Genomic DNA, 16,040 nt, shown 5'->3' with positions numbered 1-16,040 from the left:
GACCGAGGGCCCGGCCCCCCGAGGAAGGGGGGCCGGGCCCTCGGGCTGTCCGGGGCGTCGCGACGGCCGTCGCCCCCCGGCCGTCGCCCCCGGCCGGGGTCAGCGGGAGGCGACGATACGGCCGGTGACCTCGCCGAGGCCGACGCGGCTGCCGTCCGGGCCGGGGGCCCAGGCGGTGAGGGTGACGGTGTCGCCGTCCTCCAGGAAGGTGCGCTTGCCGTCGCTGAGCTCGATGGCGTCGCGACCGTTCCAGGTCAGCTCCAGCAGGGAGCCGCGCTGGTCGATCTCGGGACCGCTGACGGTGCCGGAGCCGTACACGTCACCGGTCCGCAGGGAGGCCCCGTTGACCGTCATGTGGGCCAGCTGCTGGGCGGCGGTCCAGTACATCGAGGCGAACGGCGGCCGGGCCACCTCCTGCCCGTTGATGGAGACGGCGATGCGCAGGTCGAAACCGCCGGGCCGGTCGGCGTCTGCGTCGTCCAGGTACGGCAGCAGCGGGAAGTCCCGGGCGGGCGGGGCGACCCGAGCCGCGTCCAGGGCCTCCAGCGGGGTGACCCAGGCGGAGACGGAGGTGGCGAAGGACTTGCCGAGGAACGGGCCGAGCGGGACGTACTCCCAGGCCTGGATGTCCCGCGCGGACCAGTCGTTGAGGAGGAACAGGCCGAAGACGTGGTCCTCGAACTCGCCCAGCGGGACCGGACGGCCCGGTTCGGAGGGGGTGCCGACGACGAAGCCGACCTCCGCCTCGATGTCGAGCTTGACGCTCGGACCGAAGACGGGTGCCGGGTCCGTGGGCGCCTTGCGCTGACCGGAGGGGCGGACGACCTCGGTGCCGGAGACCACGACGGTGCCGGAGCGACCGTGGTAACCGATCGGCAGGTGCTTCCAGTTGGGGGTGAGGGCGTCACCGTCCGGGCGGAAGATCTTCCCGACGTTCGTGGCGTGGTGCTCGCTCGCGTAGAAGTCGACGTAGTCGGCGACCTCGTACGGCAGGTGCAGGGTGACCGCGTCGAGCGGGGTCAGGTGCGGCTCGACCGTGTCGCGGTGCCCGGGGTCGGTCACCCAGGCGGTCAGCGCGCGCCGTACGTCGCGCCAGGCGGTGCGCCCGGCGGCGAGCAGCGGGTTGAGGGAGGGCCGCCCGAGCAGCCCCGCGTAGGGGGAACCGAGCGCGAGCGCGGCCGCTCCGGCGTCCAGGACGTGCCCGCCGATCCGCACACCGACCCGCCGCCGGGGGTCCTCTGCGGTGGAGAACACCCCGTAGGGGAGGTTGTGCGGTCCGAACGGGTCGCCCTCGGGGACATCGAGGGGGCTCTGCTGGGGCATGGGTTGCTGCCTCGCTTTCGACGCGGTCCGGGGGTGTCCCGGGGGCTCGTTGACACGTTACGTGGCTGGTGGGGCGTGCGGGAGGCCGGATTCGGGCGCTATTTGTAGGACTTGTCCAAAGGGGTCCGTATCCTTGCGCCGTGACTTCCGCCCCGCCTTCGGCCCTTCCCTTCGCTTTGATCGCCACCGACCTGGACGGGACTCTGCTGCGCGCCGGGGACACCGTCTCGGCCCGTTCCCACGCCGCTCTCGCGCGCGCCCGCGCAGCCGGGGCCCAGCACATCATCGTCACCGGCCGCCCGGTCCCGCAGGTGCGCCACGTCTTGGACGGCCTCGGGTACACGGGGCTCGCGGTGTGCGGGCAGGGCGCGCAGGTGTACGACGCGGCGCGCGGGCGCCTGTTGCACTCCGTGTGCATGGACCGCGGGCTGGCGGAGGTCGCCCTCGGCAAGATCGAGGCGGAGATCGGCGAGGTGTACGTGGCCGTGGACCAGGAGGGGGTGGACGCGGAGATGCTGATAGGGCCGGGCTATCGGATGCCGCACCCGCACCTGCCGACGGTCCGGGTACGGCGCCGGGCGGACCTGTGGTCGGCGCCGATCAACAAGGTGTTGCTCCAGCACCCCAAGCTGGACGACGACGAACTGACCCGGGTCGCCCGGGGGGTGGTCGGGGACCTCGTCAACGTGACGATGGCGGGCGAGCACACCGTGGAGCTCCAGCCGCCCGGCATCGACAAGGCGAGCGGCCTCGCCCGGGCGGCGGACGTCCTGGGGCTGGCGGCCTCGGCCACGATCGCCTTCGGCGACATGCCCAACGACGTGCCGATGTTCGCCTGGGCGGCGTACGGGGTGGCGATGGCGGACGCCCACCGCGAACTGGTGGCCGTGGCCGACGAGGTGACGCTGTCCAACGAGGACGACGGCATCGCGGTGGTCCTGGAGCGACTGTTCCACTGACCGACCTCGTGCCGACCGCACGCCTAGCCGGCCCGCTCACCCCGACCGCACGCCGGGCCGACCCGCCTCATGCCGACCGGCTGCCGAGCCAGGCCCGCTCACCCCGACCGGCTGGCGACGCGCCTCCCGCGGGCCGGTCAGCCCGCCGTGCGCGGGAGGCGGCGTTCCCACGTGCGGTGGAAGACCACCTCGTCTCCCTCCCGGCACACCACCTCGTTCGACGTCAGGAACCCGCCCGCGTCGCAGGAGATCTCCGAGCGGGTCTCCACCGTGACCTCCCAGGCCGGCTCCGGCCGGTGCAGCCGCAGCCGCCACCGCGAGCCGGCCCGCGCGGACAGGGCGTCCGTCGAGCGGATCTCGTACTCCTCCACCCCGTCCTCCCCGAACTCCAGCCCGTCCGGGTAGGTCCGCGTGCCGCCGTACCGAGGGTCCACCTCCAGCCGCCACGTCCCGCGCGCGACGTCCCGTACGACGACCCGCTCCGGGCGCGGCTCGTCCAGCGTCGCCGCGTACACGACCCCCAGCGGCTCCGCCTGCTCCGGCGCCTCGAAGACGATCCCGCCGTCCAGGGGGCCCGCCGTCCGCAACGGCAGCTCCAGCGTGCTGCCCGCCGGGTCGAGGGTCCAGCCCGCCTCCGAGCCGGCCCGCGGCCAGATCCACGGCCAGTACGCCGAGGACAGGGCCAGCCGGATGCGGTGGCCCGGCGGGAAGGCGTGCCCGATGCCGTTCAGCTCGAAGGTGACGTCCTCGTACGAGCCCACCGGCCAGGGCGCCGCCCGGTCCGGGCCGCCCCGCGCCGACAGGTTCAGCGCGCCGCGCGTGACCAGCGTCGAGGCCCCGTCCGGCGCGACGTCGCAGAGCCGGGCGACCACCTGCCCGTACGGGACGTCCATCCGAAGCCGCAGCGTCACCCGCGCCCGGCCCAGGATCTCCACCGGGTCGCCCGGCGCCACCGGGAACTCGAAGCACGCCGACTTCGCGTCCTCCTCCCGCTGGTCCGGCGGGAGGTCCGCGTCGTTGCCGCGGGGGCGGAACCGGCCCGCGTCCAGCCCGGTGTGCTGCGGGGAGGCGACCGTCACCGGCGCGCCCTGGAGCCCGTAGGAGACCGGCACGACCGAGGGCGAGGGCCAGGCGGCGTCGCCGACCCAGCGGCCCTCCATCCGCTCGTACACGGTGGCCGGCGGGTGCGACTCGCCGATCCAGGAGCGGAGCAGCGGTTCGTCCATCACCCCGTTGTCCTCGCCCCTCAGCCAGTGGTCCCACCAGCGCAGGGTCTCCTGGAGGAAACCGATCGCCGGGCCCGGCCGCGATGCCCGGTCGGGGTACTGGTGCGACCAGGGGCCGATCAGCCCCCGGACCCGGCTCCGCGGCAGGTGCTCGACCAGGCGCAGCACGGTGTCCCGGTGCGGGTCGTGCCGGCCGCCGACCGCCAGTACGGCCGCGCGGACGCTCCCGTGGTCCTCGCGGACGCCGCCCTGCTTCCAGTAGGTGTCGCGGGTCTGGTGCGCGAGCCAGGTGTGGATCGGCGGTTCCAGGGCCTCCAGTCGGGTGAGCCACTGCTCGCGCCGGCCGTCGCCGGCGTACAGGGGGTCCGGCGGGAGCGCGGAGAAGGCCAGGGTCCTCGCGGCCCGCGCGTGCATGTCGACGGCCAGGACGGAGCCGCCCATGTAGTGGCCGCCGTTGTCGTAGGGGTCATCGGTGGAGCAGACCGTGACGACCGCCTTGAGCGCCGGTGGGGCGAGGGCGGCGATCCGGAGGCTGTCGGAGCCGCCCCGGGCGATCCCGAACATGCCGACCGCGCCGGTGCACCACGGTCGCGCCGCGAGCCACTCCACCACCGCCACGCCGTCCGCGAGCACCCGTGCGTCGTACTCGTCGCCCGGCACGCCGCCGCTACAGCCGTGCCCGCGCGCGTCCACGCGTACGGAGGCGTAGCCGTGGCCCGCGTACCAGGGGTGGCGCTGCGAGTCGCGCGGGGCGGTCCGGTCGGTGAGGCGGTCCGGGAGGTACTCCAGCAGGGCCGGGACGGGCTCTGTGGTGGCCGGGCGCCAGATCCGTGCGTACAGCTCGACCCCTCCCCCAGAGGCTTCGGCCTGGGAGGTGCCCCCAGGCATCGGGATCCGGACATCCTCGCGGGTGGTCTCGTAGGGGAAGTCGGTACGGATGATCATGCGGGACCGCCTCGGTGAACGGGGGCCGGCCCGGCCATGGCGTCCGCCTCCGGATCGGTCGGCTCGTCTGTGTCGGTGACACTTGTGGACAAAAGGCGTTCTCAGGTTGTTTCGGCTCCCGACGAACATACCGGTGCGCATCGGGCAGCGCGCGCGTGGCGCCGGGGCAGGCGCTCTGGGTGATCGAAAACAGACCGGATACGCTGGCTTGAGTGATGGCAGCGACACATCGACAATCCATGTGATCGTCAAGGTGATCGTCAGCAGACAGGAGTACCCCTCGTGACCGTCGTCGGGCCGTTCGGACTGAGCGTGCGGGACCAGGCTCTTGAGACCGATGTCCAGGCCGGACTGGCCGCCGTCGAGGCGGGTCTGCTGGAGGCCACCAAGAGCGAAGTCCCCTTCATCACCGAGGCCGCGCAGCACCTGGTGCGGGCCGGAGGCAAGCGGTTCCGGCCGTTGCTGGTGCTGCTCGCGTCCCGTTTCGGAGATCCGTACGCCCCCGGGATCGTGCCGTCCGCGGTGGTCGTGGAACTCACCCATCTGGCCACGCTCTACCACGACGACGTCATGGACGAGGCGGACGTGCGCCGTGGCGTGGAGAGCGCCAACACTCGCTGGGGCAACTCGGTCGCCGTCCTGACGGGTGACTTCCTCTTCGCCCGCGCCTCGCACATCCTGGCCGACCTGGGCCCCGAGGCCGTACGCATCCAGGCCGAGGCCTTCGAGCGCCTGGTGACCGGCCAGATCCTGGAGACGGCCGGCCCGCGCGACGGTCGCGACCCCGTCGCCCACTACCTCGACGTCATGGCGGGCAAGACCGGCTCGCTGATCGCCGTCTCCGGCCGGTTCGGCGCGCTGATGGCGGGTGCCGACGAGTCGGTGGTCGACATCCTGACCCAGTACGGCGAGCGCCTCGGCATCGCCTTCCAACTCGCCGACGACGTCCTCGACATCGCCTCCGACTCCCACGAGTCCGGCAAGACCCCCGGCACCGACCTGCGCGAGGGCATCCCGACCCTGCCCGTACTGCGCCTGCGGGAAATGGCGGAGCGGGACCGGGACCCCGACGACCTGGACCTCGTACGGCTCCTGGACGGGGACCTCAGCGACGACGCCCGGCACGCCGAGGCCTTGGCCCGACTGCGCGTGCACCCCGCGCTGGAGCAGGCCCGACGCGACACCATCCGCTACGCGCAGGACGCGCGGGCCACGCTCGCCCCGCTCCCCGAGTGCTTCGCCAAGTCGGCGCTCGAAGAACTGTGTGACGCGGTGGTCCACCGCGCGGGCTAGCCCGATGGCTCTCGCGACGGGCCCGGCATCCCCTACGGGTAGGGGATGCCGAGCCCGTGTCGTGTCATCCCTGGGGTGTACGTCCGGTTGAGTCCGGGGAGTGACGCGTTCGGCCCCCCTCCTTTGGTCAGATAGAGGCACATCCCCACCAGATCGGGTGAGAGTGGCGGCGGGGAGTGGACGCGACGCATCTACGGAGGCAGGCAGAGAAGATGGCAACGAACACGAAGACCCGCAAGGCCGCTCGGTACGCCGTACCGGTCGCGGTGTTCGGCGTGGCGGCCGCGACCATCGCGATGGTCCCGGCCTTCGCCAACGCCGGGAACCCGGACCTGCCCAAGGTGACGGCCCAGCAGCTCATCGAGAAGATCGCGGCCTCGGACGTCCAGCAGTTCTCCGGCAGCGCCAAGATCAGCACGGACCTGGGCCTGCCCACCCTGGCCGGCGGCCTGCTGGGCGGCCGCGCCGGTGGCGGTGTCACGGGTGGCTCGGCCGACCCCCAGGACAAGGTCGCGCAGCTGGCGAACGGCACGCACACCCTCCGCGTCGCGGCCGACGGACCGGACCGGCAGAAGCTCACCGTCCTCGACGGCAAGGACGAGTACAGCCTCACCCACGACGGCAAGGACGTGTGGGGGTACGACAGCAAGTCCAACCAGGTCTTCCACGAGAAGGACGACCGGTCCGGGACCGGCACCGGGCGCAAGGCCGGGGAGCGGATGCCGGCCTCGCCGCAGGAGATGGCGCAGGAGGCCCTCAAGGCCGCCGGCCCCACCACCGACGTCAGTGTGGGCGACACCGCCCAGGTGGCCGGGCGGGACGCCTACCAGCTCGTGCTCAAGCCCAAGCAGGCCGGTTCCACGGTCGGCTCGGTACAGATCGCCGTGGACGCCAAGAACGGCGTGCCGCTGCGCGTGCAGGTGCTGTCCAGCCAGGGCGGCAAGCCGATCGTGGACGCGGGCTTCACCAAGGTGGACTTCGCCAAGCCGGCCGCCGACGCCCTCGCCTTCACCCCGCCCAAGGGCGCGAAGGTGACCGAGGGCGCCGACGAGCACGGCAAGGACGGCAAGGACGGCGTCCACGGCAAGGAGTGGAAGGGCCTGGACTCCCTCCCCGGCCTCGAAGGCCTGACCGGCGGGGCCGCCGGAGCCGGCAAGGGCGACGTGAAGGTGCTCGGCGAGGGCTGGGCCTCGGTCGCGCAGATCTCCGTACCCGGAGGCAAGGGCCTCAAGGACGCCGAGAGCGCGGCCAAGGACAAGAACGCCCCCAAGGAGGCCAAGCAGTTCCTCGACTCCCTCGGGGACAAGGTCACCGGCTCGTTCGGCTCGGGCCGGATCTTCTCGACCCGGCTGGTCAACGCCCTGATCACGGACGACGGCAAGGTCTACGTGGGAGCGGTCACCAAGGACGCGCTCGTGAAGACGGCCGACTCCGCCAAGTAGCCGCACCGCGCGCGAGGGTGGCCCGGGACTGTGTCCCGGGCCACCCTCGCGCCGTTCCCCTCCTGTGTACAGCGCGGTCGCTGTACCGTGGAGGACATGTCGAGACACGTCACCATCCGCCTGGACGAAGAGTTCCACGAACGCCTCAAGGCGCGCGCGGCGGCACTGGGTACGACGGTCACCGCGCTGATCACCGAGGTCACCGAACGCGAGTTGGACGAGGACCGCAAGTCGTTCCTGTCCGGCATCGACGAGTTCGCCGACCACTGGGGCTACTTCCAGGAGCGGTTCGGCCATTGAAGATCACCATGGAGTGGGCCTGGACCGCCCTGGCCCACCATTTGCCGTCGGATCCCGCCGTATGGGACCCGTCCGGGGTGGCCGCCGCCGTCGCCCGCCACCAGAACGACCTCGTCCTGGTGCCCGAACAGCCCGCCCCGGACACCGCGTGGCGGGCCGCCGCGTTTCTGCACACCCTCGCCGTCTGCCCGGCGCTGGAATCCCCGATGAACGAGTTCTACGCGGCCGCCGCGACCCGCTCGTACCTGCGCGTCGCGGGGGCGAAGCAATTGCCCTCGCCGGAGGAGCTCGGTGATCTGGTGGAGGCGGCGAAGGGCGGTCGAGCGGACATCGGGACGGTCGCCGAGGAACTGCGGGCCCTCATCAGGGAGCCCCTCCCGGCCTCGCTGCGGTCCCACGGCGAGGACGCGTAGCGAAGCCGGGCCGGCCGGTCCGTGGCGTACCGGTCCGTGGCGTGCGTGGCGTACCGGTCCGTCAGAAGGTGATCCGCCAGCTGTCGATGTAGCCGGTGTCCCGCGACGCCACGTCCTGGACCCGGAGCTTCCACACGCCGTTGGCCACCTCGCTCGACGCGTTCACCGTGTACGAGGCCACGACGTTGTCGGCCGAGTCGGAGTCGGAGTTCTTGAGCCGGTACGCCGTACCGTCCGGGGCGATCAGGTCGATCACCAGGTCACCGCGGTAGGTGTGGACGAGGTTCACGTCGACCTTGGTGGTCGCCGGCGCGTTGCCCGCGACGCCCGAGACCGTGATCGGTGAGGTCACCGCCGGGGCGGGGGAGTCCGGAACGGCCACGTCCGTCGTGTTCTCGAAGGACGCGCCGGGCGGCACCGTCGCGGCCGCACCGAGGGTCCACACCGCGTACGCGATGGCGTCGCAATTGTGGTCCAGCGCCGTGTCGTCGATGTTCGCGGAGGTGTCGCAGGACGCGTGGTAGCAGCGGTCGAAGGCCTGACCGGAGGTGCCGCCCCACTTCTGTGCCTGGGCGGCGGTCTTCGTGTAGTCGGCGCCGGAGAACAGGCCGCCGACCGGTATGCCGGCGTTCTTGAACGGCGCGTGATCGCTGCGGCCGTCGCCCTCGGTCTCTATCTCGGTGGGGATGTTCAGGCCGGCGAAGTAGGTCTTGAAGGTCTGTTCCAGCTTCGGGTCGTCGTCGTAGACGAAGTAGCCGGGGTTCGGCGAGCCGATCATGTCGAAGTTCAGGTAGCCGGAGATCTTCGACTTCTCGGCGGCCGGCAGGTTGTTCACGTAGTACTTCGAGCCGACCATGCCCAGTTCCTCGGCCCCCCACCACCCGAACCGCAGGTGCTTGGTGGGCTGGAGCCGGGCGCGGGAGACGGAGAGCGCCGTCTCCAGGATGGCGGCGCTGCCCGAGCCGTTGTCGTTGATGCCGGGACCGGCGTTGACCGAGTCCAGGTGCGCGCCGGTCATCAGCACCGAGTTGGGGTCGCCGCCCGGCCAGTCGGCGATCAGGTTGTAGCCGGTGGCGCCGCCGGAGGTGAAGGTCTGGAGGGTCGTGGTGAACCCGGCCTCGTCCAGCTTTGCCTTCACGTAGTCGGTGGACGCCTTGTAGCCGGACTTGCCGTGGGCGCGGTTGCCGCCGTTGTTGGTGGCGATGGTCTGGAGCTGTGCCAGGTGTGCCTTGACGTTGGCCACCGGGATGTCGGGCGGGGGCGGCGCCGCCGTGACCGCAGCGACCGCAGTGGCCGCAGTGGCGGGCGCGGTCGGTGCGGCGAGGGCGGCGGGGGTGGTGGCCGCGTACAGTCCCGTGGCCGCGACCGCGAGCGCGGCCACGGCGGCAAGGCGCCGGGAGACGGACAAGCTCATGTGGGGGCTCCGGATTCCGTTGGGGATGAGACGGAACGTGCGGGGATCGAGCAAGTGAGCGTGCGTGCGTCAGTGCGAGCCCGATGCTCAACGAGGGTGTGACGATCCGTCAAGAGCGCAATCCGGACCGGAATGTTCGGTGAACGGACGATCCCCGGCGCGGTGGGTCCGTGCCGGGGATCGGGGTGGGGTGCGGGAAGCGGGTGTTACGCGGACTCGCGGGTCGGGGCCACGGCCGCGGGAGCCGCGGCGGCCGAGGTCGTACCGTCGGTCGATGTCGTATCGGCGGCTGCCGCCGTATCGCCGGCTGTCGCCGGACCGGCAGGCTCCGTCGTTCCCGCGGGTGCGGTCGGCCCCGCGGGCGCCGGCGACGCGGCCGCTTCGAGCAGTGCCCGGTTCCGGCGCGAGGTCCGCAGCGCTTCCCACGTCAGGATCACGAGAGCGACCCAGACCAGGGAGAAGCCGGCCCAGCGTTCGGCCGGCATCGCCTCGTGGAAGTAGACGACCCCCAGTGCGAACTGGAACACCGGCGCCAGGTACTGGAGCAGCCCCAGGGTGGAGAGCGGCACGCGGATCGCGGCTGCCCCGAAGCAGATCAACGGCAGCGCCGTGACCAGGCCCGTCGAGGCCAGCAGCGCGGAGTGGCCGAGGTCCTGGGTGGTGAAGGTCGACTCGCCCCGCACCCCGAGCCACACCAGGTACGCCAGGGCGGGCGGGAACAGCAGCGCGGTCTCGGCGGTCAGCGACTCCAGGCCGCCCATGTTGAGCTTCTTCTTGATCAGCCCGTAGGTGGCGAAGGAGAAGGCGAGCACCAGCGAGATCCACGGCGGGCGCCCGTATCCGACGGCGAGCACCACCACGGCGGCGAAGCCGATGCCGACGGCCGCCCACTGCGCCCGGCGCAGCCGCTCGCCCAGGACGAGGACGCCCAGGGCGATGGTGACGAGCGGGTTGATGAAGTAGCCGAGACTCGCCTCGACCACTTGGCCGTGGTTGACCGCCCAGATGTACAGGCCCCAGTTCACGCTGATCACGCAGGCGGCCAGCGCGGTCAGGCCGAGCTTGCGCGGCTGTCGCACCAGCTCGGCGATCCAGCCCCAGCGGCGCAGCACGAGGAGCGCGAGCCCGACCACGACCACGGACCACACCATGCGGTGGGCGAGGATCTCGATCGCCCCGGAAGGCTTGAGGAGCGGCCAGAAGAGGGGGACCAGCCCCCACATCCCGTATGCGCCGAATCCGTAGAGCAAACCCGTGCGCTGCTCGTTCTCCGCCTTCACGGGCCCTCCAGTGCGACTTCCGGCCAATCTCACAACTTCACGACCGTAGCGCCGCGGCGCCCGGATGTCATGCCCGTCAGCGCGAGATACTCATGACACGTCCGAGCGCTTGTGGAGCGGGGATCGGGCGACTCAGGCCAGGGCCGAGGCGATCGCCTGCGCGACGGGGGTGGTGGGCCGCCCGATCAGGCGGGACAGGTCGCCGCTCGACCCGGCCAACCGACCGCGCGCGATCGCCGCGTCGACGTCGACCAGGATCGCCGCGAACGGCTCGGGTACTCCGGCGCCGGTGAGGACGTCGAGGTGGGCGTCGGCCGGGAGCGCCGCGTACGCGACCTCGCGGCCGGACTGCTCGGCCACCTCGGCCGCGTACTCCTCCAGGCTCCAGGCGGTGTCGCCCGAGAGTTCGTAGACCTGGTTCAGGTGCCCCTGGCCGGTCAGCACCGCCGCGGCGGCGGCCGCGTAGTCGGCCCGCGAGGCCGAGGCGATCCGGCCCTCGCCGGCGCTGCCCACCACCGCTCCGTGCTCCAGGACGACGGGGAGCTGGGCGGTGTAGTTCTCGTGGTACCAGCCGTTGCGGAGGAAGGTGTAGGGCAGCCCGGAGTCGAGGATCGCCTGCTCGGTCACCTTGTGCTCGGCCGCCAGCTCGAAGTCGGCCTCGGGGCCGCCGAGGATGCCGGTGTACGCGAGCTGCGCGACGCCCGCCGCCTTCGCGGCCTCGATCACGGCCGTGTGCTGGGGGACGCGGCGCCCGACCTCGCTGCCGGAGATCAACAGGACCCGGTCGCCCTCGGCGAAGACGCCGGCGAGGCTCGCCGGGTCGTCGTAGTCGGCGACGCGTACGTCGACGCCCCGCGCGGCCAGGTCGGCGGCCTTCTCCTCGTTCCGGACGACGACGGCGATCCGGCCCGCCGGAACCCGCTCCAGCAGGTCCGCGACGACCAGCCGGCCGAGGGCTCCGGTGGCTCCGGTGACGACGATGCGGCTCATGACGGCTCTCCTTCGTGCGACGTTCGCTTGTGTCACCACCCTAGGGAGAGCGCTAACTATTCGGAAGTACCCACTTTGAAGTAAGGTACTGGTATGGACGTAAGTGTGAAGGCTCCGATGTGCCCCTCTCGCGGAGTGCTGGAGCACGTGACCAGCCGCTGGGGCGTCCTCGTCCTCGCGGCCCTCGTGGAGCGGCCGTACCGGTTCGCCGAACTGCGCCGTGAGGTGGGCGGCGTCAGCGAGAAAATGCTCACCCAGACCCTGCGGACCCTGGAACGCGACGGCTTCCTGCTGCGCCGGGCGTACCCGGTGATCCCGCCGCGCGTCGACTACTCGCTCACCGACCTCGGCCGCGAGGCGGCCGAACAGGTCTGGGCGCTGGCCCGTTGGACCGAGCGGCGGACCCCGGACGTCCAGGCGGCGCGCGTCCGCTACGACGAAGCCCGGACCTCGTAGCGAGATCCGGGCCGGGTCGAGCCGGGGCGGCAGGAGCCCCGGGGCGGGCGTCGGCGGATCAGCCGACCACCGTCCAGGTGTCGTTGCCGGTGAGCAGCGTGGTCAGGTCGCCCTTGCCGCGCTGGTCGATCGCGGCGTCGAGCTGGTCGGCCATGAGGGTGTCGTAGACCGGCCGGTCGAAGTCGCGGAAGACGCCGATGGGCGTGTGGTGGAGCGTGTCGGGGTCGGCGAGGCGGGAGAGCGCGAAGGCGGTGGTCGGGCTCGCCGCGTGCGCGTCGTGGACCAGTACGCGCGCCTCGTTCTCCGGCGTGACGGTGACGACCTCCAGGTCGCCCGTGGTCTGGTCGCGGATCACGCCCTTGTGGCCCTCGGCGCCGAAGCGGATGGGCCGGCCGTGTTCGAGGCGGATGACCGCCTCCTGGGCCTGCTCCTGGTCCTTGAGGACTTCGAAGGCGCCGTCGTTGAAGATGTTGCAGTTCTGGTAGATCTCGATGAGGGCGGTGCCCCGGTGATCGGCCGCCTGGCGCAGGACCTCGGTGAGGTGCTTGCGGTCGGAGTCGACGGTGCGGGCGACGAAGGAGGCTTCGGCGCCGAGCGCGAGGGAGACCGGGTTGAAGGGGGCGTCGAGCGAGCCCATGGGGGTGGACTTGGTGATCTTCCCGACCTCTGAGGTGGGCGAGTACTGGCCCTTGGTCAGTCCGTAGATCCGGTTGTTGAAGAGCAGGATCTTGAGGTTGACGTTGCGGCGCAGCGCGTGGATCAGGTGGTTGCCGCCGATGGACAGCGCGTCCCCGTCACCGGTGACGACCCAGACGGACAGGTCGCGGCGGGAGGTGGCCAGACCGGTCGCGATGGCGGGGGCACGACCGTGGATGGAGTGCATGCCGTAGGTGTTCATGTAATAGGGGAAGCGGGAGGAGCAGCCGATGCCCGAGACGAAGACGATGTTCTCCTTCGCCAGCCCCAGCTCGGGCATGAAGCCCTGCACGGCGGCGAGGACGGCGTAGTCACCGCAGCCCGGACACCAGCGGACCTCCTGGTCCGACTTGAAGTCCTTCATCGACTGCTTGGCCTGGGCCTTCGGTACCAGCGACAGCAGCGACGGGGTCGGCGCGTCGGTCACGTCAGTCATTGATGGCCTCCTTGAGGACCGTCGCGAGCTGTTCCGCCTTGAAGGGCATTCCGTTGACCTGGTTGTACGACTGGGCGTCCACCAGGTACTTCGCCCGGATCAAGGTGGCCAGCTGCCCGAGGTTCATCTCCGGCACCACTACCTTCTCGTAACGCTTCAGGACCTCCCCGAGATTTCCGGGGAACGGGTTGAGGTGGCGCAGGTGGGCCTGGGCGATGGGCAGGCCGGCGGTGCGCAGCCGGCGCACGGCGGCGGTGATGGGGCCGTAGGTGGAGCCCCAGCCCAGGACGAGCGCGCGGGCCCCGTCCGGGTCGTCGACGTCCAGGTCCGCGACGGCGATCTGGTCGATCTTGGCCTGGCGGGTGCGGACCATGAAGTCGTGGTTGGCCGGGTCGTAGGAGATGTTGCCCGAGCCGTCCTGCTTCTCGATGCCGCCGATGCGGTGTTCGAGCCCGGGGGTGCCGGGCAGGGCCCAGGGGCGGGCCAGGGTCTGCGGGTCGCGCTTGTAGGGCCAGAACACCTCGGTGCCGTCGGCGAGGACGTGGTTGGGTGCCGTGGCGAAACTGGTGCGCAGATCGGGCAGGTCGGCGACTTCCGGGATGCGCCAGGGCTCGGAGCCGTTGGCGAGGTAGCCGTCGGAGAGCAGGAAGACCGGCGTGCGGTAGGTCAGCGCGATCCGCGCCGCGTCCAGAGCGGCGTCGAAACAGTCCGCCGGGGTACGGGGGGCGACGATCGGCACCGGCGCCTCGCCGTTGCGCCCGTACATCGCCTGGAGCAGGTCGGCCTGCTCCGTCTTGGTGGGCAGACCCGTGGAGGGGCCGCCGCGCTGGATGTCCACGATCAGCAGCGGCAGCTCCAAGGAGACCGCCAAGCCGATGGTCTCCGACTTGAGCGCGACACCGGGGCCGGAGGTGGTGGTCACCGCCAGGGCGCCGCCGAAGGCCGCGCCGAGGGCCGCGCCGATGCCGGCGATCTCGTCCTCCGCCTGGAAGGTCCGTACGCCGAAGTTCTTGTGCTTGCTCAGCTCGTGCAGGATGTCCGAGGCCGGAGTGATCGGGTACGAGCCCAGGTAGAGCGGGAGATCGGCCTGCCGGCCGGCGGCGATCAGGCCGTAGGCGAGGGCCAGGTTCCCCGAGATGTTGCGGTAGGTACCCGTCGGGAAGGCGCGGGTCGCGGGGGCCACCTCGTAGGAGACCGCGAAGTCCTCGGTCGTCTCACCGAAGTTCCAGCCCGCCCGGAAGGCCGTCACGTTCGCCTCGGCGATGTCCGGCTTCTTCGCGAACTTGCTCCGCAAGAACGCCTCGGTGCCCTCGGTCGGCCGGTGGTACATCCACGACAGCAGGCCCAGCGCGAACATGTTCTTGCTCCGCTCGGCCTCCTTGCGCGAGAGGCCGAAGTCCTTCAGCGCCTCCACGGTCAGCGTCGTCAGCGGCACCGGGTGGATGTTGTACGCGGCGAGGGAACCGTCCTCCAGCGGGGAGGTCTCGTAGCCCACCTTGGCCATCGGCCGTTTGGTGAACTCATCGGTGTTGATGATGATCTCCGCGCCGCGCGGCACATCGCCGATGTTCGCCTTCAACGCCGCCGGATTCATGGCCACCAGCACGTTCGGCGCGTCCCCGGGCGTCAGGATGTCGTGATCCGCGAAATGCAGCTGGAACGACGAGACGCCCGGCAGAGTTCCTGCGGGCGCCCTGATCTCGGCCGGGAAGTTCGGCAGTGTGGAGAGGTCGTTGCCGAACGACGCCGTCTCCGAGGTGAAGCGGTCACCGGTGAGCTGCATGCCGTCACCCGAGTCACCCGCGAAACGGATGATCACACGGTCGAGACGGCGGACCTCCTTGCCACCCCCACCTGGTCGCGGTGGCGTGCGCTGCTCGCCGACCACGGTCTCTCCGGCCCCGTCGGCCTGCTCGGCTGGGCTACTGACCTGGCTGGTCACTGAACTGGACCTCCTTCGAGGCGGGCGTTCGCTCCCAAGGGCAACCCTACGTCCGTCAGGTCGCTCGTCCCTGGGTCGCCCGAATTCTGGACCGTCGTTTCGAGGACGGTCTGTCCGACAGACGCCGTTCATTACGCGAATATGCCAAACGGTCGGCGGTGCTGCCCTGGAGACCGGCCGGTGCGCCGATGGAGGCCGCTCCGACCCGTCCCGGCTGACAGGGTGTCAGTCGATCAGGACTTCAGATAGGTGAGAACCGCCAGTACACGCCGGTGATCCCCGTCACTGGGGGACAGTCCGAGCTTCATGAAGATGTTGCCGACGTGCTTCTCGACCGCCCCGTCGCTCACCACGAGCTGCTTGGCCACCGCCGAATTGGTGCGCCCCTCGGCCATCAGCCCCAGCACCTCGCGCTCGCGCGGCGTCAGACCCGCGAGCACGTCCTGCTTCCGGCTGCGTCCGAGCAACTGGGCGACCACCTCGGGGTCCAGGGCGGTGCCGCCCCGGGCCACGCGCACCACGGCGTCCAGGAATTCGCGCACCTCGGCCACCCGGTCCTTCAGCAGGTACCCCACGCCGGTACTGGAACCGGCCAGGAGTTCGGTGGCGTACTGCTCCTCCACGTACTGGGACAGCACGAGGACACCTATGCCGGGGTGGTCGCGGCGCAGCCGCACGGCGGCCCGGATGCCCTCGTCGGTGTGCGTCGGCGGCATCCGCACATCGGCCACCACCACATCGGGCAACGCGCCCTCGGCGTCCAGCTCCGCCACCGTCTTGATCAGGGCATCCGCGTCCCCGACGCCCGCCACGACGTCATGCCCCCGGTCGGTCAGCAACCGGGTCAGGCCCTCACGGAGCAGCACTGAATCCTCGGCGATGACCACCCGCACCCTGTCTTCCACGACTCAGCAGCTCCCGCGTC

At 71.3% G+C, this 16,040-nt stretch carries 14 protein-coding genes; 6 read left to right on the top strand and 8 right to left on the bottom strand.

What is annotated here, in order from left to right:
* Window positions 1-99: 99 nt before the first annotated feature.
* Window positions 100-1,323 carry a fumarylacetoacetase gene (gene fahA, locus ACV7NM_RS13975; RefSeq protein WP_463410581.1) on the bottom strand — a complete coding sequence of 408 codons (1,224 nt, stop codon included), beginning with the start codon at window positions 1,321-1,323 and terminating at the stop codon, window positions 100-102.
* Between the two features lie 140 nt (window positions 1,324-1,463).
* On the opposite strand from fahA, the gene ACV7NM_RS13970 reads away from it, so the two are divergent.
* Window positions 1,464-2,282 (top strand): HAD family hydrolase, encoded by an 819-nt coding sequence (locus ACV7NM_RS13970; RefSeq protein ID WP_463410580.1) that lies wholly within the window; start codon window positions 1,464-1,466, stop codon window positions 2,280-2,282.
* A 137-nt stretch (window positions 2,283-2,419) separates the two neighbouring features.
* Here the strand turns inward: ACV7NM_RS13970 and ACV7NM_RS13965 are convergent, their stop codons facing one another.
* The gene (locus ACV7NM_RS13965) at window positions 2,420-4,453 is read right to left on the bottom strand and encodes a CocE/NonD family hydrolase (RefSeq protein ID WP_463410579.1); all 2,034 of its coding nucleotides are present in this window, start codon (window positions 4,451-4,453) and stop codon (window positions 2,420-2,422) included.
* A 282-nt stretch (window positions 4,454-4,735) separates the two neighbouring features.
* Between ACV7NM_RS13965 and ACV7NM_RS13960 the strand changes: the two genes are divergently transcribed.
* The 4 genes from ACV7NM_RS13960 (at window position 4,736) to ACV7NM_RS13945 (ending at window position 7,901) form a co-directional block, all read left to right on the top strand.
* A complete protein-coding gene (locus tag ACV7NM_RS13960) occupies window positions 4,736-5,746 on the top strand; it encodes a polyprenyl synthetase family protein (protein WP_389662281.1) in 1,011 nt (336 codons plus the stop codon).
* Window positions 5,747-5,958: 212 nt separating this feature from the next.
* The gene (locus tag ACV7NM_RS13955; protein ID WP_463410578.1) at window positions 5,959-7,188 is read left to right on the top strand and encodes a LolA family protein; all 1,230 of its coding nucleotides are present in this window, start codon (window positions 5,959-5,961) and stop codon (window positions 7,186-7,188) included.
* Window positions 7,189-7,284: 96 nt separating this feature from the next.
* Window positions 7,285-7,488, top strand: coding sequence for a hypothetical protein (locus ACV7NM_RS13950; RefSeq protein WP_229873387.1), 204 nt, complete (start codon window positions 7,285-7,287; stop codon window positions 7,486-7,488).
* Entirely contained in the window at window positions 7,485-7,901 is a 417-nt protein-coding gene (locus ACV7NM_RS13945; protein WP_463410577.1) for a hypothetical protein, read from the top strand. The genes ACV7NM_RS13950 and ACV7NM_RS13945 overlap by 4 nt, the downstream gene beginning before the upstream one ends.
* Before the next feature lie 61 nt (window positions 7,902-7,962).
* Here ACV7NM_RS13945 and ACV7NM_RS13940 read toward each other — a convergent pair whose 3' ends face one another.
* From ACV7NM_RS13940 to ACV7NM_RS13930, 3 genes are all read right to left on the bottom strand, one after another.
* On the bottom strand, window positions 7,963-9,315 hold the full coding sequence (locus ACV7NM_RS13940; protein WP_463410576.1) for a M28 family metallopeptidase: 1,353 nt from the start codon (window positions 9,313-9,315) through the stop codon (window positions 7,963-7,965).
* Between the two features lie 206 nt (window positions 9,316-9,521).
* On the bottom strand, window positions 9,522-10,595 hold the full coding sequence (gene rarD / locus ACV7NM_RS13935; protein ID WP_463410575.1) for an EamA family transporter RarD: 1,074 nt from the start codon (window positions 10,593-10,595) through the stop codon (window positions 9,522-9,524).
* A gap of 132 nt (window positions 10,596-10,727) precedes the next feature.
* Window positions 10,728-11,585 carry an SDR family oxidoreductase gene (locus ACV7NM_RS13930; RefSeq protein ID WP_463410574.1) on the bottom strand — a complete coding sequence of 286 codons (858 nt, stop codon included), beginning with the start codon at window positions 11,583-11,585 and terminating at the stop codon, window positions 10,728-10,730.
* A 93-nt stretch (window positions 11,586-11,678) separates the two neighbouring features.
* Between ACV7NM_RS13930 and ACV7NM_RS13925 the strand changes: the two genes are divergently transcribed.
* On the top strand, window positions 11,679-12,041 hold the full coding sequence (locus ACV7NM_RS13925) for a winged helix-turn-helix transcriptional regulator (RefSeq protein ID WP_463410573.1): 363 nt from the start codon (window positions 11,679-11,681) through the stop codon (window positions 12,039-12,041).
* 58 nt (window positions 12,042-12,099) lie between these two features.
* Here the strand turns inward: ACV7NM_RS13925 and ACV7NM_RS13920 are convergent, their stop codons facing one another.
* The 3 genes from ACV7NM_RS13920 to ACV7NM_RS13910 all read right to left on the bottom strand — a co-directional run bounded on the left by ACV7NM_RS13920 (window position 12,100) and on the right by ACV7NM_RS13910 (window position 16,008).
* Complete coding sequence (locus tag ACV7NM_RS13920; protein ID WP_463410572.1) at window positions 12,100-13,173, bottom strand: 2-oxoacid:ferredoxin oxidoreductase subunit beta; 1,074 nt, start codon at window positions 13,171-13,173, stop codon at window positions 12,100-12,102.
* Window positions 13,166-15,115 (bottom strand): 2-oxoacid:acceptor oxidoreductase subunit alpha, encoded by a 1,950-nt coding sequence (locus tag ACV7NM_RS13915; protein ID WP_463410571.1) that lies wholly within the window; start codon window positions 15,113-15,115, stop codon window positions 13,166-13,168. Before ACV7NM_RS13915 ends, ACV7NM_RS13920 begins: the two co-directional genes overlap by 8 nt.
* Window positions 15,116-15,348: 233 nt before the next feature.
* The gene (locus ACV7NM_RS13910; RefSeq protein WP_463413938.1) at window positions 15,349-16,008 is read right to left on the bottom strand and encodes a response regulator transcription factor; all 660 of its coding nucleotides are present in this window, start codon (window positions 16,006-16,008) and stop codon (window positions 15,349-15,351) included.
* Window positions 16,009-16,040: the final 32 nt, after the last annotated feature.

Source organism: Streptomyces sp. Tek67B01 (genome assembly GCF_055231995.1).
Note: the sequence above shows the minus strand (reverse complement) of the source record. Positions and strands in the feature narration are given on the sequence as shown.